Raw genomic sequence first — 22228 nt, 5'->3', positions numbered from 1 at the left:
CGTTCGTGGGAGGTTATACCGTCACGATCCGCCGAGGATGAACCTGGCCGCCTGCTCGCCGACGAAGACGCTCGGCGCATGGGTGTGGCCCCGGATGAGCAGCGGCATCACCGAGGCGTCGGCGACCCGCAGCCCCCGCACACCGCGCACTTCGAGATGCGGTGTCACCACGCTGGCGTCGTCGGTGCCCATCCGGCAGGTGCCGACCGGGTGGTAGAGGGTGTGTGAATAACCGTTCAAGGTCAGCTCGAGCGTGGCCTCCATATCGCTGGGGGCCTGCGGCGGATAGATCAGCGGTCCGAGCGCCGAGCGCAGCGGTTCGGTGGCCGCGAGTTCCGCGCACACCCGCAACCCGGCCATGATGGCGGCGCGGTCGGCGCCCGCGGTGTCGGATAGGTAGCGCGGATCGATCACCGGTTTGGCGGCCGGATCGGCGGAGGCCAGTGCGATGCGGCCGCGGCTGTACGGGCGCAGCAGTACGGCGGCCAGGATGACGCCGTGCTCGGTGGGATCGAGCAGGCCCTCGTAGTAGAAGGGCGCCGGCGCGAAGATCAGCTCCAGATCGGGTAGTTCCAGATCGCCTCGGCTGCGCACGAATCCGTATGCCTCGCCGACATTCGAGGTGAGCATGCCGCGGTGGCGGATCAGATAAGCCAGCAGCTGCCGCGGTTTCTCGGCCGCGTAGAGCGAATCGCCCGGCACGCCGTATCCGATGCCGGACACCAGGTGATCCTGCAGATTGCTGCCCACCTCCGGCGCGTGCACCAGCGCGCGAATTCCGTGGCGCGCCAACTCGTCCCGGTCGCCGATGCCCGAAAGCATCAGCAGCTGTGGGCTGTTGATCGCGCCGCCGCACAGCAGCACCTCGCGGTGCGCGGTGACGGTGTGCGTGGCGCCGCCTTGCCGATATTCGACGCCGACCGCGCGAGTTCCGTCGAACAGCACCCTGGTGGCCAGCGCCTCGGCTTGCACGAACAGGTTCGGGCGGCTCAGCGCCGGCCGCAGGTAGGCGTCGGCGGCGCTCCAGCGGCGGCCGCCGCGCTGGGTCACCATGGTTTGGCAAAACCCTTCCGGCAGCGGCCGATTCGGCGGTTCGATCGGATATCCGGCCGCCTCCGCCGCGGCCAGGTAGGCGGCGGTGATGCCGCGCGGACTGCGCTGATGCGAGACGTGCAGCGGGCCGGTGGTGCCCTCGTCGGGGAATTGCGCGCCCTCCACCTGCTCGATGCGACGGAACTGGTCCACGGCGGCGGCGAAACCCCACTCCTCGCCGGCCAGCAGCGCCCATTCGTCGTAGTCGGCGCGGAAGCCGCGAACCCACATCATCGCGTTCATCGAGGAGGATCCGCCGAACATCTTGCCGCGCGGCCAGTAGATCTCCCGGTTCTTCAGCTCCGGTTGCGGCGTGGTCAGATAGTCCCAATCCACCTCGCTGCGAAACAGTTTCGCGAACGCGGCCGGGATATGCGCGAATTTGTTCTTATCGGGCGGTCCGGCCTCCAGCAGCGCCACCGTCGTCGCGGTGTCCGCGCTGAGCCGATTGGCGAGCACCGCGCCCGCCGATCCGGAGCCGACGATCACATAGTCCGCGCTGGCCGCACCCGTCTGCACTGTTCCGACTCCGATCTGTGCCCGTAGGGCCAAGATACGAGCTATCACCGGCCGCCGGTCGTTTTTCCGCCATTCCGGTGTAATTACCGATCGCCTCGAACGCCGCGCAGACCCTAGACTTTCGCTGTGCACGCCGCGTTCGCGCCCGGTCCGGTGGAACCGGGCAGGCATCCTCAGTTCGAATTCACCACCGCGCCAACAGGTTTGCTGGCAGACCGGGTCAATGGAACATTGCTGCTCGGCGCGGCGCTGCTCGCGGTGCTCGGCTCGTTCCTGCCACTCTCGGCCGATGGCGATCGGCGGTACAACGCCTGGTCCTATGCCGAGGGCGCGGGATATACCCAATTTCTAGGCGTTCCACTGATTACCGCGGCGGCGGTCGCGCTGGTCATCGCCACGCTGCTGCTCGCCGGTGCGGGCACCGGGCACGTGCTGGTGCGTGCATTCGGATTGTTCGCGCCGTTCGCGCTTGCCACCGCGACCACCGGCGTCCTGCTCGCCACCTTGTACGTGCGGCACGGCGGCTTCGCGGGCGGCTTCGCCGCCGTGGCCGTCGCGACGCTGATCGCCTTCGGCGCGGGTGCGGCGGGTGCGTTCGCGATCGCGGCGGGCCATCGACTGCCGCAACGCCGTATGCCCGTGCCGTTCCCGGCCGCGCAGCTGCCGCCGCCGTTCCCGCCGCCCTTTCCCGGTCATCAATTGTTAGATGTCCCAACGGCTTTGCCGGAGTCGCACGGGCCGTCCTTGTTCAGTCAGCCCATCGCGGTCGCGCCGCCCGGGCACGAGGCGCCGCCCGCCGCCGGATCCACCCCGCCATGGAACCAGGGCGCCAAGACGGCCTTCCCGCCGCATAAACTGGACGCCGAGGCCGGACTCGCCGAGCCGCCGCAGCGGCCCGAGTCGTCGCCCGATCGGCCGTTCGCGGAACCGGAACAGTGACCGGTACCGGAAGTCCGGAGGGCGCTCGCGAAAACGTCTGACCAGCTTCGGTTGCTGGCGCTCCGGCAAGGACCCTATATTCGACGGCGTTATGACGCGTGCAGGCGATTGGCCACAGGCCCCGACCCGTCGTCGCCATGCGCGCCCGCCGCGTAGGCGACGCTCCGCACCGTGGTGGCGCACGACCGGTCGAGTGCTATCCGGATTCCTGTCCTTGACCGTGCTCGTGGGTACCGGGGCGGCATGGGAGAGCTACCAGGTGGTGGTCTCCGGCGTCACTACATCGGGTGCGCTCGCCGACGGCCCCAAGTCCAACGGCAAGGACCAGAACATCCTGATCATGGGACTGGACAGTCGCCTTGATCAGCAGGGTAAGCCGTTGCCCAAGGAGATCTACGACGCGCTGCACGCGGGTGATGAGGACAACGGGTTCTACAACTCGAACGTGCTGATCCTGCTGCACATACCCGGCGACGGATCGAAGGCGACGGCCATTTCGATCCCGCGCGACGACTGGGTCCAGGTCGCCGATCAGGCCTGCCAGTACGCGCCGTGCAAGGCCAAGATCAAGGAGGCGTACAGCCTCGCCTACGCGATCGAGAAGAACAAGCTCGAGGTCAAGGGCGTCAAGGACGAACTCGACCTGGAACAGCGCTCGCGGGAGGCGGGCCGCAAGGCCGAGATCGCCACCGTGCGCAACTTCCTCGGCGGGGTGCCGATCGACCACTTCGTCGAGGTGACCCTGGTGTCGTTCTTCCAGATCGCGCAGGTGGTGCAGCCGATAACGGTGTGCCTCAACGAGAACACCTCCGACGACTTCTCCGGCGCGGATTTCAAGAAGGGCACCCAGGACATCGACGCCTCGCAGGCGATGGCCTTCGTGCGTCAGCGCCGCGACCCGGACGAATCACTGAATTTCACCGACCTCGACCGCACCCGGCGGCAGCAGGCGTTCATCGTCTCGCTGATCCGCAAGTTGCAGCAGAGCGGCACCGTCGCCAATCCCGGCCGGCTCAAGGGCCTGCTCGACGTGGCGAAGCAGAATATCGCCATCGACGACCAGCTGGATCTGGCCTCGTTCGTGCAGCGCGCTTCGTCGCTGTCCTCCGGCGGGATGACGCTGTTCACCTTGCCGGTCAAGGATTTCGGGCAGAACAACGAGGGCCAGGACATCAATATCGTCGATGTCAACGAGATTCGCGGCATCGTGAAGAATCTGCTCGCGCCGCCGAAGAACGGTGATCCGGCCGCACCGCCGCCGACATCGGCGGTGCCGACCTCGACGACCATCCCCGCGGCGAACGGCGTCACCCTCGATATCGTCAACAGCACCGGGCAGTCCGGGCTGGCCAAGCGGTTGCAGCAGCAGTTCACCACGGTCGGATTCGGCAAGGGCGAGCTGATCACCGGCGCGGTGCTCACCACGACGACGGTTACCTACGGCAAGGGCGCGGATGCGGCGGCGCAGGCGCTGGCCAACCAGCTCGGCCTGACGGCGTCGAAATCGACCGCGGTGGACCCGAATACGGTGCGGCTCACCGTCGGCACCGATTCGTCGACGATCGGTGCGCTCGCCGCCGCGTCGACGACCGACGATCAGTCGGGTGATTCGACCACGACGCCGACGCCGACCACCACCATCCCGCCGGTCTCGGCCACCGCGACCGGTGCGAAAGCGCCGCAGCCGACCGATCTTTCGACGATGGACGGCAGCAATGGCATTCCCTGCGTGAAGTAGCTACGCCTTATCAGCGGACGGCGTCGAGTGCGGTGGTCCAGTCGGCGGCGATCGCGTCCTGTGCCTTGGCGAGCGGTACCGTGCCCGCGCAAACGAGTTGGTGCAGTTTGGATTCCACCGCGTCCTTGGGGTTGGGGGAGCGGCCCGGCTCCACCCACAGGTTGCGCGGATCGTTGGGGTCGCCGCCGAGTTCCAGTGAGACCAGGTGATCGTATTCGCTGTCGGCGAGGGATCCGGTGTAGCCGTACGATTTCGCGTTCGCGCGCTTCTCGGCGTCGGTGATCCGGGCGGGCGGCCGGATGGACTTGGTGTAACCGGACTGGCAGATGGTGGTCGCCAAAGTGTCCTGGGTGACACGGGGATTGAGCGCGCCGGGCGTGCACACCGGATCGGGGAGCGTGGCGCCGTTCGCGGCGGTGCCGTAGTGACAGCCGGTGGGCTGCGGTTCGACCCGGTACGTGCCCTGCGGTCCCGGTCCGACCGGAACCGCCTGCGCCACCGCGGTTCCCAGGAAAAGCGTTGCCGTGACACCCATTCCGACCAGCACCCTGCGCATGCGCCGAGATTAACCATTACGAGCGGAAACAGGAACGTTTCGTAGGCAGAATTCACCCGTTCGTACCCGGCCCGCCGCCGTTGCGTTGATAGACAACGCAAATGAGCCCAGGTCGACGAACTGACCTGCGGTGGATGCCGAATCGCGCGGTCCGCCAGCCCATCCGCGATTCGCCGCGCGGTGACAGTCGATAGCACAAAGCCCTCGGCGACTGTGGATCGCCGAGGGCAAGTGGTGTCATCGACAGCGCGGCGGGCGCTATCACTTCGAGCTCATTGGTGTGGCGCTCGCCCGATGCCGCCGCTCGCGACGGTTCGAAACTCGCGGTAGCGCAGGTCTGTTCGACGATTCAGCGCGCCGCTCGGGCCGCGAGCGCGGCGGCGACCAGCACCGTCACCCCTTCGGCGATGGCGGTTGCGCCGAGCGCATGTGCCGCCGAGAGCGTACTGCCGCCCGCCAACCCGAGGAATATCGTTCCGAAGCAGGCGATCCCAACCACGATGCCGAGTTGCACGTTGGTGACCAGGATTCCGCTGGCGTCGGCGGCCAATTCCACCGGCACCTTGGCCAGGGTCCTGGTCATCAGCGGGCTGAACGCCAGCCCGAAACCGATTCCCATGACACCGAATACGACCAGCGCGAACGCCCCCACATCGCGGCCGTCGCGCAGTATCGCGCCCAGCACCACCATCGATGCCGAAGCGATCACCAGTCCGAGCGGGATCATCGGCGCGTGCAGCCGGGCCGGGATGCGCTCCCAATTCAGGCTGGTGATCGCGAAGGACACACCCATCGGGATGCACACCAGCCCGGCGTGCAGCGCCGTGTAGCCGAGGGTGCCTTGGAGATGGATCGCGAAGACGAACAGCCAACCGCCGAAGGTGGCCATCATCACGAAAAGCGTTGCCGCGGTGAGCACCAGACCCGGCGCGCGCAGCACCCGCTCGGCGAACAGCGGCAAACCGCCGCGCCGGTGCACCACCTGTTCGATCCGCGCGAATGCCGCGATGCCGAAAACGCTCGCGCCGAGCGCGATCCAGGACCACAGTGGCCAGTCCTGTTCGCGTCCCAGCACGAGCGGCAGCACGAACAGCAGTACCGACGCGGTGAGCACGGCCAGCCCGGCGAGGTCGAGCTTGCGTTCGAGACGTGCGGTGGCCCTTGGCAGTACGCGCGGCGCGACAATCAGCAGGAGCAGGCCGATCGGCACGTTCACCAGGAACACCCCGCGCCAGCTGCTGCCGAACAGGTCGGCGTCGACGATGAGCCCGCCGAGCACCTGCCCGATCACCATGCCGCTGGAGGTGATCGCGGCGTAGGCGCTCAACGCCTTCGCCCTGGCGTTGCCGGTGAAGGTGCGCTGGATCAACGTCATCACCTGCGGCACGAGGGCCGCCGCCCCGATACCTTGCGCGAACCGGAATACGATCAAAGCGGTTTGGTTCCAGGCCAATCCGCAGAGCAGGGAGGCGGCGGTGAAGACGACGAGTCCGGCGACGAAGGTCCGTCGCTGGGTGAACCGGTCGCCCAGCCGCGCACCGGTGACGAGAAGTACGGCGTAGGCGATCACATATCCGGCGACGATCAGCTGCAGCGCCGATCCGGTGGTGTGCAGCGAGGTGCGAATGGACGGAATCGCGACGTTGACGATGGAGGCGTCCAGGACCGACATGAATTGTCCGGACAGGATTACCGCCAGCAGGAGCAGGGTGCGCCGGGCACCCGGAACGGCAGGCGCCGCAACGGTTGTCGTAACCGTCGAGGGATTCGGCGACAAGATCTTGGACATGCGAACAAGCGTGCGACGGATCCGGCACGGGTAACAGGAGCCCCTTGATACTGGTACCGGCGGCACCCGGATATCGGCCGCCCCGTAAAGAACTCGTAAGCGCACCGCCTAAAGTGGTTGGCGCGGCCCACCTTCGGTGCCGCTGTCGATCAGGCGGTCCGGCCGCCCCGAGGAAGGGATATCCGCGGTGACGGTCCCGCTGCGCGACAACAACGGTGCGCGAGTCGATTTCGTGACGATGGGGCTGGGCTGGGATCCGGTGCGGCCCGGGCGCTGGTTCACCGCGAAACGCGCCGATATCGATCTGAACGCGGCGGCCCTGCTGTTCGACGGTGAACAGCTCGCCGATGTGGTCTATCACGAGAAGCTGACCTCCGACGACGGCGCGATCCGGCATCAGGGCGACAGCGTCACCGGCGAGGGCGATGGCGACGACGAGGTCATCGCGGTCGATCTCACCCGGGTCGATCCGCGCATCACCGCGATCATGTTCCTGGTCACCTGCTATACCGGGCAGACCTTCGCCGAAATAGATAATGCGTTCTGCCGTTTGGTCGACGGCGGCTCCGGCGCCGAATTGGCCCGCTACGACCTGCCCGCCGATCATCACACCGGTCTGATCATGGGCGTTGTCGCCAGGACCGGAGATGGCTGGGAGTTCCGCGGCGTCGATGAGGGAATCGCGGCCCGGCATCCGGTGGACGCGGTACCGCTGGTCGGTCGGTTTCTGCGTTGAAAGGCTGGTGCCCGCCCGGCGCAAGGCCGGGCGGGCACACTTCCCCGTGCCCCACCGCACGCCGCCACGTCGGTAAGGCACGCCAAGCGTACCCGCAGACATCGATTCGGTTGCGGTATCGCGCGTCTCGGCGCGTCACCCCAGGACACGGGGTGCATGACAAGAATCAGCCGTGGCGCGGCGGCGCCGTGCGGGGTGAACTACGGAGGGGACAGGTATTCGTCGCTACCGGTAACAGGGTGGTTCGGATACTGGTACCGACGGCACCTGGATCGGCTATCGGGATTCGGAGAAGATCGAGTTCATGACGAATGTGGTCGACGCGCGGGCGATCCGCAAGGCGCGGCGCGGTGAGTTGGGCGCCTTCCTGAAGTCGCGACGGGCGCGGATCACCCCGGAGGATGTCGGGTTGCCGCCGGGACCGCGGCGGCGCACGCCGGGACTGCGGCGTGAGGAGGTCGCGCAGCTGTCCGGCATCGGCGTCACCTGGTACACCTGGCTGGAACAGGGCCGCGAGATCAATGTCAGCGTGCAGGTGCTGGAGGCGATCGCGCGCACGCTGAGCCTGGACACCGCCGAACGCGCGCATATCTATCGGCTCGCCGACGTGCCGACGGTCCCGACGGCGCCCGCGAACGATCCGCTGCCCGACGAGATCCAGGTCATCCTGGACCATTTGGCGCCGCTGCCCGCCGCCGTGCTCAGCTCACGCTACGACGTGCTCGCGCACAACGAACCCTATGCCGCGCTGTGCCCGGGCTTCCTCGGCGCCGAACGCAATCTGGCACGGCATGTCTTCCTGACCCCGCAGTGCTGCAACAGCTACATCCAGGAGTGGGACGACCTGCGCCGCATGGTCGCCCAGCTGCGCGGTGCGTACGCGAAGAATCTGGACGACCCGGGCTGGCGGCAGTTCATCGACGAATTGGTCGCGCGCAGCGCGGATTTCGCGGCGCTGTGGGCGCGCAACGATGTCGCGGTACCCGCCAACCGGATCAAGCAGATCCGCCATCTCGCGGTCGGCCGCCTGGAGATGATGGTCACCAGCATGAGCCTGCCCGCCGTGGCGGGCGCCTGGGTGCGGATATACACCCCGAGCGATGACGCGCAGGCGGCAAAATTACAGCTACTGCTGGATATGCCGGAGGCGGAGCGGACCCGGCCGTGGCTCGAACACCGCGAACGCGCGCACGGCGCGGCCCGGACCGCCACGGCGGTGTGATCAGGCCGGGGTCTGTTCGCCGCGGATCTCGACGATCGGCAATACCAGCGCCGCGGGCGAATTCGCGGGCACCACGGGGTGTTTCGGCGCGACCGCGGCGATCCGCCGGTAGCCCGCCGACTGCTCGGGCCTGGTGTCCTGTTCGCCCTTGTTCGGCCAGTAGGCGGCGGCGCGCTCGGCCTGCGCGGTGATGGTGAGCGACGGGTTGACGCCGAGATTCGCCGAGACCGCCGCGCCGTCGACGACGCTCAGCGTCGGATAACCGTAAACCCGGTGGTAGCCGTCGATCACGCCGTGTTCGGCATCCGCGCCGATGGCGGCGCCGCCGAGGAAGTGCGCGGTGAGCGGGATATTGAAGATTTCGCCCCAGCTGCCGCCCGCGATGCCGCCGATATCATCGGCGACCCGTCTGGTCACCTCGTTGCCGACCGGGATCCAGGTCGGATTCGGTTCGCCGTGGCCCTGTTTCGAGGTGAGCTTGCGGCCGAACAGCCCGCGCTTGGTGAAGGTGGTTATCGAATTGTCCAGGTGCTGCATGACGAGGCAGATGATGGTGCGCTCGCTCCAGTTCTTGGTGCTCAGGAAGCTGACCAGCTGGACGGGATGCCGCAGCACCAGCCCGAGGAAGCGCAGCCAGCGGGGGATGCGGCCGCCGCCGTCCACCATCAGGGTCTGTAGTAGCCCCATCGAATTCGAACCCTTGCCGTAGCGGACCGGTTCGATGTGGGTGTCGGGAGTCGGGTGGATCGAGGAGGTGATCGCGACGCCCTGGGTGAAATCGACACCGGGCTGCACCGTCTTGGTGGCCGCGCCGACGATCGATTCGGAGTTGGTCCGGGTGAGCATGCCGAGCCGCTCGGACAGGTCGGGCAGAATTCCCTTGTCCCGCATGGCGAACAGCAGCTGCTGGGTGCCCCGGGTGCCTGCCGCGAGCACCACGTGCGCGGCGGTGTAGGTGGCGGGCCGCTTGCGCACCCACGCGCCGGTGCGTTCGGTGGCGACATCCCAGGTGCCGTCGGGCAGCGGGCGCACCGCGGTCACCGTCGTCATCGGAATGACCTGTGCCCCGGCCTTTTCCGCGAGATACAGATAGTTCTTGACCAGTGTGTTCTTCGCACCGTACTTGCAGCCGACCATGCAGTCGCCGCATTCGACGCAGCCGGTGCGGTCGGGCCCGACGCCGCCGAAATACGGATCGGGCACGGTCCGGCCCGGTTCGCCGAAGAACACGCCCACCGGGGTCTGCACGAATGTGTCGCCGACGCCCATATCGTCGGCGATTCGCTTGAACACCTCATCCGCCGGCGTCATGTGCGGGTTGCGCACCACACCCAGCATCCGTTGCGCCCGTTCGTAATACGGCGTGAGCTCGGCGCGCCAGTCGGTGATGTCGCGCCACTGCGGATCGCGGAAGAACGGCTCCGGCGGTACGTACAGGGTGTTCGCGTAGTTGAGCGAACCGCCGCCGACGCCCGCACCGCCCAGGATCAGCACGTCGCGCAGCAGGTGGATGCGCTGGATCCCGAAGCAGCCGAGTTTGGGCGCCCACAGGAAGTTCCGCAGATCCCAGCTGGTCTTGGGCAGTTCGTCGTCGGCGAAGCGGCGCCCGGCCTCGAGCACGCCGACCTTGTAGCCCTTCTCCACCAGCCGCAGCGCGCTCACGCTGCCGCCGAATCCGGATCCGACGATCAAGACGTCGAAATCGGTCGCCCGCTGGTCCATCTGGAAACTCCTCGATCTGTCGCCGGTGACCGGAATAACACTACTCCCGAGTAGGTTGGCTGGACGGCGTCGGGACTCTTCGAGAGCGACGCTCTCGTTTGTTGACATTGCTCTCCGAAATGCGCACCCTTGGGTCATGCCGACGACGCCACGCGCCCGCGCCCGAGCACAGACCATGACCGATATCGTCCGTATCGGCCGGGAACACCTGGCCGTGCACGGCGCCGCCGCGCTGTCGCTGCGCGCCGTCGCTCGCGACCTCGGCGTCGTCTCCTCGGCGGTGTACCGGTACGTGCGCAGCCGCGACGAACTACTCACCCTACTGGTGGTGGACGGGTACAACGCGCTGGGCGATGCGGTGGACGCGGCCGTCGCCACCGCCGGGACCGACCCGATCGAACGCTTCCGGGTGGTCGGCCGCGCGGTCCGGGCCTGGGCGCTGGCCGAACCCGCCCGCTACGGACTGCTTTTCGGCACTCCGGTGCCCGGCTACGACGCGCCCGCCGAACAGACCACCACGCCGGGTGTCCGCGTGATCGTCACCATCATCGGCTCGATCGACGAGGCATACCGCGCCGGTCTGCTCATCCAACCGAAGAATCCGGCACCCGTATCCTCGGCTCTCGCGCAGAACTTCGCCGCGATCCGAACGGAATTCGGCATCGACATCCCCGATTGGCTTGTGGCGCGCACGATTTCGGTATGGTCCGGTCTGTTCGGCGCGGTGAGCGCCGATGTCTTCGACATGTACGGCCAGGACACCTTCGTCGATCGGGCCGAAATCTTCGAACTACAGCTGGAGGCGCTGCTCGCGACGCTGGGCTACCAGGGCTGAGCACCGGCGGCGTGGTTCACGGGTGGACCACCGCGAAGAAGCGCCAGATGGTTTCGGTGGCGTCGAACTGATGGCTGACCGGCCCGATCAGCGCCGCGGGCAGATACTGCTGGCCGCCGGGCCAGGTATGGCCGCCCCCCGTCACCGAATACAGCACCACCGAGGTGCCGCCCGCACAGGCGGCGGTAAAGGTCGTGACGGATGTTCCGTCATCGGTGCGTGGCGGTAGGTCGGCCGTATCCGGTTGTCCGCAGTCATTTTTCGAGCGCCATAACTGCTGTGTTGCGTCGGCGGACAATACCGGACTCTTGCCGGAGCCACCGAGATTGCCCGACGTCACGCGGACGACACCGCCCTGATAGGGCACCACCGGATCGGCGGTGCCGTGGATCTCCAGGACCGGAAGTGGGTGCGCCGGTGCGCAATCCGGCGCGTCGGCGGCGGGCAGCGTTCCGGCGACCGGAGCGATGGCCGCCAGCTTCGCCGACAAGCGGCAGCCCAGATCCTCGGTGAACATGGCGCCATTGGACATTCCGGTGGCGAAAACCCTTGTGGGATCGACATTCTCGTCGGCGACGAGGCGATCTATCAGCGACGAGACGAATCCGATGTCGTCGACGCCGAGCGCACCGGCCCTGGTGTCGGCACCGCGACCATCGTTCCAGGATTTGTCGATGCCTTCGGGGTAGACCGCGAGGAAACCGGAATCGTCGGCGAGCCGGTCGAATCCGCTCCGATCCGCCATGTATCGGGCCGTCCCACCGCCACCGTGGAAGACCAGTACCGCCGGGATCCGCCCCGGACGTGGCGCCGCGGGCCGGTGGATCAGGTAATGGCGTTGCGTACCGCCGACATTCAGGTCCAGCGTGGGATCGCCGGACGTCCGCGCGGCGGACCGCCCACACGCGACGGTGCAGGCTATGGCCGCGCAAAGTGCAACGGTAACCAGGGTTCTCGGCACGAAATTATCGTATGGCCGGGGCCCGGCGGCGCCGCTGAAGGAATTCTGAAGAAACTACTGGGGCACCGTCACCGGATCGGTGCAGCTGCCGAGCGGGTTCACCAACGAGCAGGCCACCGGTGCGCGAGTGGGTCGGTAGTCGGCCGGAACGCCGCCGGAGTGGGTGATCTCGGTGTACGCGGGCACCGCATCGGTCGGCCTGCGGGTGAGGGTGGGGTCGGTCAGCACGTCGACCGTGTAGAGGCCGAATCGCGGTGTGTAGGAGCCCCATTCGTAGTTGTCGGTGAGGCTCCAGTAGTTGTAGCCGATGACGTTCATACCGTCGGCCTTGGCGCGCTGCAGCCAGTAGACGGTGTCGCGCAGATTGTCGCCGCGACGGTAGCCGTCGGCGCGGGGTTTGCCGTTCTCGGTCGGCATGCCGTTCTCCACGATGTACAGCGGCTTGCCGGGGAACTTGCGTGAATAGTGTTCCAGCGCATAGTAGATGCCCTCCGGCTGGAGCGGGTTGTTCCACAGCTTCGCTGCACCGATGGTGCTGGCGATGCTGCTGACGAGGGTGTCGGGGGAGAGGCCGTAGTAGTAATCGATGCCGATGTAGTCGAGTTTCGCGGCGATCTTGTCGACCAGGGACCCGGATACGACGTCCTCGGCGCCGCCGGGAGTATAGGCGACGTTGCTCGTCACCAGCGCGCCCGGCTGTTTCGCGTGGATATAGTCGTAGATCGCGTTGTGCGCCTGGGCGATTCGCTCATGCATGGCGAGTGTCGCGGTGAGCGGCAGCCGTTGGCCGCGTACCTCGTTGACCACGTACAAGATCGGCTCGTTGAAGGTGACCCAGAGCGGATCCGCCGCAGCGAATCGGTCCACGACGGTACGGGCGTTGGCCAGCCAGTCCTGCACGATATCCGGGTTGTTCCAGCCGCCGCGGTCGACCTCCCAGCCCGGGTACACCCAGTGGTCGATGGTGAGCATCGGGCGCATACCGGCGGCCTTGATGGCTCCGATCACTTTGTCGTAGAAGCGAAGTCCGTCTTCATCCCAAGCGCCGGGCCGCGGTTGAATCCGTGCCCACTCGATGCCGATGCGATAGACCTTGACGCCCAGCTGCTTCGCGAGCTGGATATCGGACTCGTACCGATTGTAGAAGTCGACCGAATTCCGGTAGGGGTCATCGGTTTTGCCTTCAGCGGCATACCGCGACCAGTTGCTGTCGGGAGCGTTGCCCTCCGATTGATAGCCGGAAGCCGCAACGCCCCAGAGGAAATCGCTGCCCAGCGGCACGACCCGGTCGGGCGCCGCGGGTCGGGCCGCGGCCGGACCCGCGCCGACGATCAGTGCCGCAGCGGTGGCGAGGGTGGCGAGGATTTGGCGGCGGCTGGGCGATCGCATCGAACTCCTGTTCCGAGGACTATCGGCGGTGGTGGACCTTCGGCGCACGTCGCGCGCCGAATCGGAGCGGTGCCACGCGACACAGGTTAACTGGCCGGGTGTCCGATTCTCGTCGTTGGAGTGGATTGCAGACGGGGTTGCAGTCGGGTGGGGCGGGATGGGGAAACGGCAGTTCTCGCCGGACGCGGCGTGGGTACCGGGTCGGCCGGGGAGTGTGCTGGACCGATTGCGAGCGAGCCAACGGTCGGGGAGGGCTTCGTGGGACGGAAGTGTTTGTGCGGTAGGAGAGTTGGGCCACATCGGCGCATCCGGCTAGGCGTGATCCGGCTCGCCTAGGCGGGGCGGGAGGCTGAAAACTCGTGGTCGAGTCAGTAACATTATCTTACGTAGATATGCGCATCTAACTATGTAACTCCTCCTATGAAATACGATTGCATCCACACAAGTTGACGAGAAAAGTGAAGTTGACCTACCCCACCCCGGCAAAGAGGAGAGGGGTCGCTCCGAGGCGGCTGGGTGGGTCGGATTGCGAAGGGATACCGAAAGTCGGTGGCCGGCGTGGTGGCCGCCGTTGGTGCCCGGGTAAGCGAATAGTGTGGTTGATACGGTGTAAATGGCGGGAGGCCTCCATGGCGAGCATGTCTAGTGAGCGTCGCGGCAAGGTCGGTGACCGGCATGGGTGAGGAAGGGGGGATCGTGGCGCGGAACTCGACGCTGACCGCCTATCGCGAGGCAGCGTTCACCACGGCGCCCGTGGTACGGCCGATCTTGATGACCGGTCTGTTGGCGGTGAGCCTGATCCTGGTGTACTCGGCGGTGCGGGCGATGCACGAGGGGGTGAATCATTCCTGGTTCGTCGCGGCCTCGCTGGCCGGTATTTTCATCGCGCGCGGGTTGCATCTGCACCGGCCGATCACGTTGCCGCACTTGACGGTCGCGGTGTTCGTGCTGGCGTTCGCGAATGTCGCGTACCGGGCCGAACATCCCGGCGTCGGATTCGTGCTGCTGGCCTCGACCGGCCTGATCCTGATGTTGCCGCAGTCGAGCAAACCGGAGCCGCAGCAGCTGTATCGGGTGGCCGCGCTGGTCGACCGGACCGAGGGTGATCCGTTGGCGCCCTTCGCGATGCACTCGTCGAAGACGTATTTCTTCAACTCGCAGTCCACCGCGGCGATCGCCTACCGGGCGCGGTTCGGTATCGCCGTGGTCGCGGGCGATCCGATCGGCAACCGCGCCGATTTCGCCGAATTGATCAGTGATTTCTCGGAATTCGCGATGAACCACGGGTGGCGGATCGCGGTGCTGGGCGCGAGCCCGGAGATCAGCGAGCTGTGGCGGTACCGCGCGCTGGAGCATCGCGGGCTGCATCCGGTGCCGATCGGGCGCGATGTGGTGATCGAGGTGGCGAAGTTCGACATGGTCGGGCGCAAGTTCCGCAATCTGCGCCAGGCGGTGAGCCGCACCAAGAATTTCGGGGTGCGCACCGAGGTGATCCACGAGTCGGCGCTGCCGGATCAGCTGCGCGCCGATCTGCTGGGCATTGTCGACGAGTGGCATGCGGGCAGGCAGAGCCGGGGCTTCTCGATGATCCTCGATCATCTGCTGGATGGCCGGAATCCGAACATGCTGGTGGTGCTGGCGCGGGACGCGGACGGCCGGGTGGTCGGCTTTCAGCGGTACGGCGTATCGGGCGGCGGCCGGGAGTTGAGTCTCGATGTGCCGTGGCGGCGCAAGGATGCTCCGAACGGTTTGGACGAGCGGATGGTCGTCGATCTGGTCGACTACGCACGGGAGCAAAAGATCGAGCGAATCTCGTTGGCGTTCGCGGCATTTCCCGAATTGTTCGCCGACAAGCAGCGTTCGCGTACCGCACAGTTGATGTATCTGCTGGTGCACCTGGGTGATCCGCTGATCCGGCTGGAGTCGCTGTACCGGTATCTGCGGAAGTTCCACGCCCTGTCGAGTCAGCGGTATGCGCTGATCCGCTGGCGTGAGGTGGTGATCGCGGCGGCCGCCATGCTGACGCTGGAGTTCGTGCCGCACCGCAAGCAGTTCTGAATTCGTCGGCCGCACCGGGCTTCTCGGTGCGGCCGACGCATCAGATTTCCCGTCATACCGTCGGCGGGTCGGTGACCCGGGTGGTTTCGACGAGGTCGACGATCTCGGTCCCGGTGGGCGTTTCGGCGGCGAGGACGGGTTCGCCGAGGCCGATCTTCTGCTGCACCTTTTTCATCCAGGCGGGTGCCCACCAGCAGTCGTCGCCGAGGAGTTTCATGATGGCGGGGACGAGCAGCATACGCAGTACGGTGGCGTCGATGAGCAGCGCCGCGATCATGCCGTAGGCGATGTACTGCATCATCACCAGATCGGAGAAGGCGAATGCGCCGGTGACGACGAGCAGGATGAGCGCGGCGGCGGTGATGATGCGTCCGGTGTGCGCGGTGCCCGCTCGGACGGCCTCGGTGGTGCTGGCGCCTTTGGCCCGGGCCTCGGCCATGCGGGAGAGCAGGAATACCTCGTAGTCGGTGGACAGGCCGTAGATGATGGCGATGATGAGCACCAGCACCGGTGCCATGATCGGTTGCGGGGTGAAGTGGAGCAGCCGGGATCCGTGTCCGTCGATGAAGATCCAGGTGAGGATGCCGAGGGTGGAGCCGAGGCCGAGCGCGCTCATGAGGGCGGCCTTGATGGGCAGTACGAGTGAGCCGAAGGTGAGGAACATCAGCAGCGTGGTGAGGAAGACGACGAGCACGATCATCACGGGGATGCGGTAGAGCAGCGCGTCGATGCTGTCCTTTTCGAGTGCGGGTTTGCCGCCGACGAGCAGGGTGGTGCCGGTCGGCAGGTCGAGGTCGCGCAGGTAGTCGATGGTGGTGCCGCCCTTGGCGGAATCGGCGAGCCGGGCCTGCATACGGTAGACGCCCGGGTGTTCGGGGGCGGGTTCGGGGACGTTGAATTCCTCGATGAGTCCGGGGGCTTTGTTGGCGAGGTGGTAGACCTGCCCGACGTCGTTTCGGTTGTCGGACAGGACGATCAGCATGAGCGGGTCGGCTTTGCGGAGTTTGAAGAGCTGGTCGAATTCGGTTTGGGCGGAGCGGACTGGGTTGTCGACGGGCAGGTATTTCTCGCTGAGCCCGCCGAATACGAGGTGTTTCATCGGGAGGATGAGCAGGAACAGTCCGATGCAGAGCGGGATGGCCACGCGCAGTGGGCGTTGCATCACCCAGCGGGTGGTGCGTCCCCAGAATCCGTTTTCGACCTGTTCGGCGGTCTTGGTGCGGCGGAAGCGCTTCAGCCCCAACATATCGACGCGTTTGCCGAGGACGGCGAGTGCGGCGGGCAGGATCGTGATGGCGGTGAGCGCGGCCAGTGAGACGGTGGCGATGGCGCCATAGGCAAGGGATTTGAGGAAGCCTTGGGGGAACAGCAGCAGTCCGGCGAGGCTGGCGATGATCATGGTGGCGGAGAAGACGACGGTGCGTCCCGCGGTCATCACGGCGCGGCGGACGGCGGCGGGGGTGTCGTAGCCCTCGGCGAGTTCTTCGCGGAATCGGCTGACGATGAACAGTCCGTAGTCGATGGCGAGGCCGAGTCCGACCATCGAGATCACGCCGGAGACAAAGGTGTTCACCTCGGTGAGGTGGGTGAGGGCCATGATGATGCCGTTGGCGCCGACCACGGTGAGCGCGCCGACGATGAGTGGCAGTGCGGCGGCGACGAGTCCGCCGAAGATGAAGAACAGCAGGATCGCGACGACGGGGATGGCGAGTTTCTCCATCCGTTTGATGTCGTGTGACATGGTGTCGTTGATGGTGCCGCCGACGGCCTGCAGCCCGGCGACCTGCATGCCGGGAAAGGTGAAGGCGTCCTTGGCTTTCCGGTAGTTGTTCACCATGTCGGTGTCGTTGTCGCCGCGGATGGCGAGTGCGGCGAAGGCCTTGGTTTTGTCCGGGGTGGCGGCTTGGGCGCCGCTGAGTTTGCCGCCGGCGGCGGGCCAGTAGGAGCCGTTGATGGCGGCGATTTCGTTGGGGTGGTCGCGGGGCAGGCTTTTCAGGAATTCGATGACGTCGGCGCTGTATTGGGGGTCGTCGACGGTTCTGCCCGGGGGCGGGGTGAACAGGAGCAGGACGTCGCCGTCGTGGTTGCGGCCGTAGATGTCGTCGGAAATCTGTGCGGCGTGGGCGGATTCGGAGGTGAGGTCGAACAGGCCGCTGGAGCTGAGGTGATCTTCGACACCGAATCCGTAGCCGCCGAGTGCGAGCAGTGCGGCGGTGACGACGGTGAGTACGGCGTAGCGCAGGCGGTGGACGAGTGCTCCCCAGCGTGCGAACATCAGGCGGCCTCCGATTCGCGGCGGGCGGGCAGTGGTGATCGGTCCGTCGCGCGAAATGGCAAGGGCCGCATCCTTTCCGGGTTATCGACGCATATGTGGTCAGCAAGGTGCCTGCGGTGCGGGCTCTACGGTTTGCTTCGGATTCTGGCGCGGTTCGTTACGGACAGTCGTGGTGGATCGAGGATTTTGCCGAGTGTGGTTGCCAGGGCGGTGAGTTCGGCGGTGTCGAGGCGGTCGGCGAAGTGGCCGGCGATGCCGTCGCGGTAGCGGGGTGCGGCGCGGTGCAGGTGTTCGCGGCCGGTGTCGGTGATGGCGACGAAGGCGGAGCGGCCGTCGTCGGGGTTGGCGGTGCGGGTGACGAGTCCGGCGGATTCCATTTCGGTGACGAGCCTGCTGACCCTGGTGCGGCTGAGGACGACGCGTTCGCCGAGGTCGGACATGCGCAGTGGGGGGATGCCGTCGAGTTCGAGGAGTACGTCGTACCAGGCGAGGGGCAGTCCGGGGTCGCGGCGCAGGTCGGCGTCGAGGCGTGGGACGAGTTGGGCGTGTACGCGCAGGAGGGCGGACCAGGCGGTGGCCGCGGCGTCGCGGTGTTGGTCGGTGGTTTTGTCCGGTGGCACGGTGTCGATCATACCCACTTGTGTGCGTGCGCACGCATATAGTAGCGTGCACACGCACATACTTCGTGCGTTGAGGAAGGAAAATCCATGACGACAGTGATCGAACGGGCCGAGCTGGCGGCGGCGATCGAGGCGGGCACGGTGACGGTGCTCGATGCCCTCGGTGCGGGCTATTACGAGAAGGCGCATCTGCCGGGTGCGGTGCCGTTGGTCGCCGACGAGGTGGACAGCCGTGCGGCGCAACTGCTTCCGGATCGGGACGCGGCCATCGTCACCTACTGCTCGAATACGGCCTGCCCGAACAGCGAGCAGGTCGCTGCCAAGCTGCGCGCCCTGGGCTACACGAACGTGCGGGCTTACCGGGCCGGGATCCAGGACTGGACCGAGGCCGGGCTGCCGGTGGAATCCGAGGCCTGATCGATCGGACCCCACGAATTCGTGGGGTCCGACTCTGTCGGTACGCCGGCGTAGTTTGAAAGGCATGACAACGCATCTCACGCACTGGGGGGCCTTCGAGGCCACCAGCGACGGTATTCGGTTGACCGAGGTGCGGCCATGGCGCGACGATCCGGAACCGACGCCGTTGATCGAGAACGTGGCCTCGGCGCAACATCATCCGACGCGGATCGATCAGCCCTACGTGCGCAAGGGTTGGCTGGAGCACGGTCCCGGCGCCGCCGCGCGCGGGGACGAGCCGTTCGTTCCGGTGTCGTGGGAGACGGCGCTCGATCTGCTGGCGGGCGAATTGGCAAGGGTGTACCGGGAATACGGGCCGGAGGCGGTGTACGGCGGCTCCTACGGGTGGGCCAGCGCCGGGCGGTTCCATCATGCGCAGAGTCAGGTGCACCGGTTCCTGAACTGCCTCGGCGGTTATGTCGCGCACCGCAACAGTTACAGCCTGGGCGCGTCCACCGTGCTGCTGCCGCACATCATCACCGATGTCGACACGATCTTGGCGCGGGCGACCACGAAATCGGTTGTCGCGCGGGAGGCTCGGCTGGTGGTCGCGTTCGGTGGGCTGTCGCCGAAGAATTCCGCGGTATCACCGGGCGGGGTGTCTCGGCACAATGCCCGCGGCTGGATCGAGACGGCCAAGGCGAACGGATGCCGGTTCGTCACGGTCGGGCCGCTGCGCGACAACATCCCGGCCGAGGCGGCTGCGGAGTGGATCGCGCCGCGTCCGGGCAGCGATGCGGCGCTGATGCTCGCGCTCGCGCAGGTGCTGGATGCGGAAGGCCTGGCGGACAAGGACTTTCTGGACAGTTACACGGTGGGTTACCACCGGTTCGCGGCGTACCTGCGCGGCGAGACCGACGGTGTGGTCAAGGATCCGGAGTGGGCGCAGGGGATCACGGGTGTCGCGGCGGACCGGATCCGGTCGTTGGCGCGTGAGATGGCGGGCACCAGAACGCTGATCACTGTGAGCTTGTCGCTGCAGCGGGCCGAACACGGCGAGCAGCCGCTGTGGCTCGGGGTTGTGCTGGCCGCGATGCTGGGCCAGATCGGTTTGCCGGGCGGCGGTTTCGGGCACGGCTACGGGTCCTCCGCGAATGTCGGTATGGCCGTTCGGGTTACCTCGCCGCCGCGGCTGCCGCAGGGCGAGAACGGGGTGCGCGAGTTCATCCCGGTCGCGCGGATCGCCGATATGCTGCTGAATCCCGGTGCGCCGTACGAGTACAACGGCGAGCATCGCACATATCCGAACATCAAGCTGATCTATTGGGCGGGCGGCAATCCGTTCCATCACCACCAGAACCTGGCGCGGTTGCGGTCGGCGTTCGCCCAGCCGGAGACCATTGTGGTGCACGATCCGTTCTGGTCGGCGACGGCGCGGCACGCCGATATCGTGCTGCCGTCCACCATGACGATCGAGCGCGACGACTACGGCTGCGGTGAGGGCGACCGGTTCTTCTTCCCGATGCGTGCGCTCACCCAGCCGCACGGGCAGGCCCGCGACGACTACTGGACGTTCGGCGAGCTGGCCGAAAGGCTCGGTGTCGGAAAGGAATTCACCGAGGGCCGGACCACGCAGGAGTGGTTGCGGCACCTGTACGAGCAGTGGCGGGAGCGGCTGGTCGCCGACGGGCACGAGCTGCCGGATTTCGACGCGTTCTGGGCCGGTGAGTGGCTGGAGTTGCCGATCGAGGCGGAGGAGCACATCGCCTTCGCCGACTTCCGCGCCGATCCGGCGGCGCATCCGTTGCCGACGCCGAGCGGTCGGATCGAGATCTTCTCCGAAACCATCGCCGGATTCGGTTACGACGATTGCCCGGGGCATCCGGTGTGGTTGGAACCCGAGGAATGGCTCGGCGGACCGCTGGCCGCCCGGTTCCCGATCCAGTTGGTCGCCAATCAGCCGCGCACGAAATTGCACAGTCAGCTCGATGTGGGTGCGCACAGTCAATCCACGAAAGTGTCCGGGCGCGAACCGGTTCGGCTGCATCCGGCCGACGCGGCCGCCCGCGGCCTCGCCGACGGCGATATCGCGCGGATCTTCAACGATCGCGGCAGTTGCCTGGCCGGAGTACGGGTCGACGAGGCGTTGCGTCCCGGCATCGCGCAACTGTCGACAGGCGCATGGTACGACCCCGATCCGGCGGACCCGTCGTTCTGCCGTCACGGAAATCCGAACGCGGTGACGAATGACCGTGGCACATCGAGGTTGAGCCAGGGATGCACCGGGCAGCTGTCGCTGGTCGAGATCGAGAAGTACACGGGTGTGGTACCGGAGCTGAGCGTGAGCGGCCCGCCGGTTATCGAACGCTGACGGGTTGACGGCTGCGCGGGAATCTATCGGGATCGGGGCAAATAGGTTCTGCGCGTTGGGGTTTCCCTATACTTGCCGCATGTTGGCTGCGAGCGGGGCGAGTCCGGAGAGTCCGCACGGCCCGGGGGCGATGCGCCGTCGCTGCTTCGTAGCGCAGATCGAATGCGCCGCCCGGCAACTCGATGTGGATCTGACGTGGTACTCCGATCACTGGGTTGCCCATCTGCGCTACGCCGGGCGCCAACAGCATCTGGTCGGATACGCCTTTCCGCTCAACGACTTGTCCGCGGCTCACCTCGCCGACGACAAGGTGGCCACCTCGGTGGTGCTCGCACGCGATGGTGTACCGCACATCCATCACGAACTACTCTGGCTCGCCGCCGAGGCCGAGTTCGAGGTCGGCGCGTTGGCGGTATTGGATCGGGTGTCGGTGCCGCTGGTGGTCAAACCGTGTACGGGCCGGGGAGGTTTGGACGTGTTCCGGGCGACGTCGGTGTCCGGATATCTGACGGTGGTGAGGTCGCTCGCGCGGTCGCACCGGACGTTGGCGGTTTGTCCGTTGATCGCCATCGAGCGGGAATTTCGGGTGATCTATTTGCGGGGCAGTGCCGAGCTGACCTTCGAGAAGGTGCGGCCGGACGGACACTGCGACTGGCGGCACAATCTCGAACACGGCGCGGTTCCGGTGGTCGTGGACGACTCCGCGACATGTGCGGCGTTGGCCGCGTTGGCGAAGCAGGCCGCGACGGCATTGGGCATTTCGTTCGCATCGATCGATATCGTGCAGTCCGATCGGGGACTCGAAGTGCTCGAGCTGAACAGCGGGGTCAGTCTCGAATATTTCAGCCGATCCAATTCGGAACACTTCCAGCTGGCGGCCGGAGTGTACCGGCGGGCGCTGCAAGCCTGCCTCGACTGCTGACGTATCGAGACTTATCCGGTCGCGACGGACTCCGGCACTGCTCCCCACTTGAACACTAATTCTGTTGTGGGACAACGAAACCTACAAT

17 protein-coding genes are annotated in these 22228 nt (G+C 66.6%); 9 read left to right on the top strand and 8 right to left on the bottom strand.

Annotated features, from left to right (window positions below; genetic code table 11):
• Positions 1 to 21 precede the first annotated feature (21 nt).
• Positions 22 to 1611, bottom strand: a complete 1590-nt coding sequence (locus tag LGY53_RS30110; protein ID WP_225730065.1) for a GMC family oxidoreductase — start codon at positions 1609 to 1611, stop codon at positions 22 to 24.
• Between the two features lie 126 nt (positions 1612 to 1737).
• On the opposite strand from LGY53_RS30110, the gene LGY53_RS30105 reads away from it, so the two are divergent.
• Both LGY53_RS30105 and LGY53_RS30100 read left to right on the top strand, forming a co-directional pair.
• Entirely contained in the window at positions 1738 to 2550 is an 813-nt protein-coding gene (locus tag LGY53_RS30105) for a hypothetical protein (protein ID WP_225730064.1), read from the top strand.
• 220 nt (positions 2551 to 2770) lie between these two features.
• Positions 2771 to 4288 (top strand): LCP family protein, encoded by a 1518-nt coding sequence (locus LGY53_RS30100; RefSeq protein WP_225730169.1) that lies wholly within the window; start codon positions 2771 to 2773, stop codon positions 4286 to 4288.
• 10 nt (positions 4289 to 4298) lie between these two features.
• On the opposite strand, the gene LGY53_RS30095 is transcribed toward LGY53_RS30100, so the two are convergent.
• Positions 4299 to 4844, bottom strand: a complete 546-nt coding sequence (locus tag LGY53_RS30095; protein ID WP_225730063.1) for a hypothetical protein — start codon at positions 4842 to 4844, stop codon at positions 4299 to 4301.
• A 349-nt stretch (positions 4845 to 5193) separates the two neighbouring features.
• Entirely contained in the window at positions 5194 to 6633 is a 1440-nt protein-coding gene (locus LGY53_RS30090) for an MFS transporter (protein ID WP_225730062.1), read from the bottom strand.
• 187 nt (positions 6634 to 6820) lie between these two features.
• Here LGY53_RS30090 and LGY53_RS30085 point away from each other — a divergent pair, with 187 nt between their 5' ends.
• Together LGY53_RS30085 and LGY53_RS30080 are read left to right on the top strand one after the other, a co-directional pair.
• Positions 6821 to 7369, top strand: a complete 549-nt coding sequence (locus LGY53_RS30085; protein ID WP_225730061.1) for a TerD family protein — start codon at positions 6821 to 6823, stop codon at positions 7367 to 7369.
• A gap of 304 nt (positions 7370 to 7673) precedes the next feature.
• A complete protein-coding gene (locus LGY53_RS30080; RefSeq protein WP_225730060.1) occupies positions 7674 to 8591 on the top strand; it encodes a helix-turn-helix transcriptional regulator in 918 nt (305 codons plus the stop codon).
• Here the strand turns inward: LGY53_RS30080 and LGY53_RS30075 are convergent, their stop codons facing one another.
• On the bottom strand, positions 8592 to 10313 hold the full coding sequence (locus LGY53_RS30075) for a GMC oxidoreductase (RefSeq protein WP_225730059.1): 1722 nt from the start codon (positions 10311 to 10313) through the stop codon (positions 8592 to 8594). It lies immediately after the preceding gene.
• Between the two features lie 136 nt (positions 10314 to 10449).
• Here LGY53_RS30075 and LGY53_RS30070 point away from each other — a divergent pair, with 136 nt between their 5' ends.
• Positions 10450 to 11148, top strand: a complete 699-nt coding sequence (locus LGY53_RS30070; RefSeq protein ID WP_225730058.1) for a TetR/AcrR family transcriptional regulator — start codon at positions 10450 to 10452, stop codon at positions 11146 to 11148.
• A 16-nt stretch (positions 11149 to 11164) separates the two neighbouring features.
• Here LGY53_RS30070 and LGY53_RS30065 read toward each other — a convergent pair whose 3' ends face one another.
• Together LGY53_RS30065 and LGY53_RS30060 are read right to left on the bottom strand one after the other, a co-directional pair.
• Positions 11165 to 12109: a PHB depolymerase family esterase gene (locus LGY53_RS30065; protein WP_225730057.1), complete on the bottom strand. Its 945-nt coding sequence runs from the start codon at positions 12107 to 12109 to the stop codon at positions 11165 to 11167.
• A gap of 54 nt (positions 12110 to 12163) precedes the next feature.
• Positions 12164 to 13498, bottom strand: a complete 1335-nt coding sequence (locus LGY53_RS30060) for a glycoside hydrolase family 1 protein (RefSeq protein ID WP_225730056.1) — start codon at positions 13496 to 13498, stop codon at positions 12164 to 12166.
• Between the two features lie 675 nt (positions 13499 to 14173).
• Between LGY53_RS30060 and LGY53_RS30055 the strand changes: the two genes are divergently transcribed.
• Positions 14174 to 15556: a bifunctional lysylphosphatidylglycerol flippase/synthetase MprF gene (locus tag LGY53_RS30055; RefSeq protein ID WP_225730055.1), complete on the top strand. Its 1383-nt coding sequence runs from the start codon at positions 14174 to 14176 to the stop codon at positions 15554 to 15556.
• A gap of 52 nt (positions 15557 to 15608) precedes the next feature.
• Here the strand turns inward: LGY53_RS30055 and LGY53_RS30050 are convergent, their stop codons facing one another.
• Both LGY53_RS30050 and LGY53_RS44000 read right to left on the bottom strand, forming a co-directional pair.
• Positions 15609 to 17831 (bottom strand): MMPL family transporter, encoded by a 2223-nt coding sequence (locus tag LGY53_RS30050; RefSeq protein WP_225730054.1) that lies wholly within the window; start codon positions 17829 to 17831, stop codon positions 15609 to 15611.
• Positions 17832 to 17956: 125 nt separating this feature from the next.
• Complete coding sequence (locus tag LGY53_RS44000) at positions 17957 to 18451, bottom strand: MarR family winged helix-turn-helix transcriptional regulator (RefSeq protein ID WP_225730053.1); 495 nt, start codon at positions 18449 to 18451, stop codon at positions 17957 to 17959.
• A gap of 87 nt (positions 18452 to 18538) precedes the next feature.
• Between LGY53_RS44000 and LGY53_RS30040 the strand changes: the two genes are divergently transcribed.
• From LGY53_RS30040 to LGY53_RS30030, 3 genes are all read left to right on the top strand, one after another.
• Positions 18539 to 18868 carry a rhodanese-like domain-containing protein gene (locus LGY53_RS30040; protein WP_225730052.1) on the top strand — a complete coding sequence of 110 codons (330 nt, stop codon included), beginning with the start codon at positions 18539 to 18541 and terminating at the stop codon, positions 18866 to 18868.
• A 64-nt stretch (positions 18869 to 18932) separates the two neighbouring features.
• Positions 18933 to 21218 (top strand): molybdopterin guanine dinucleotide-containing S/N-oxide reductase, encoded by a 2286-nt coding sequence (locus LGY53_RS30035; RefSeq protein WP_225730051.1) that lies wholly within the window; start codon positions 18933 to 18935, stop codon positions 21216 to 21218.
• A 79-nt stretch (positions 21219 to 21297) separates the two neighbouring features.
• The gene (locus LGY53_RS30030) at positions 21298 to 22140 is read left to right on the top strand and encodes a RimK family alpha-L-glutamate ligase (RefSeq protein ID WP_225730050.1); all 843 of its coding nucleotides are present in this window, start codon (positions 21298 to 21300) and stop codon (positions 22138 to 22140) included.
• Positions 22141 to 22228: the final 88 nt, after the last annotated feature.

Source organism: Nocardia sp. JCM 34519.1, assembly GCF_020361265.1.
GTDB lineage: Bacteria > Actinomycetota > Actinomycetes > Mycobacteriales > Mycobacteriaceae > Nocardia > Nocardia arthritidis_A.
The sequence above is the reverse complement of the archived record's forward strand: the minus strand, read 5'-3'. Positions and strand labels throughout refer to the sequence as shown.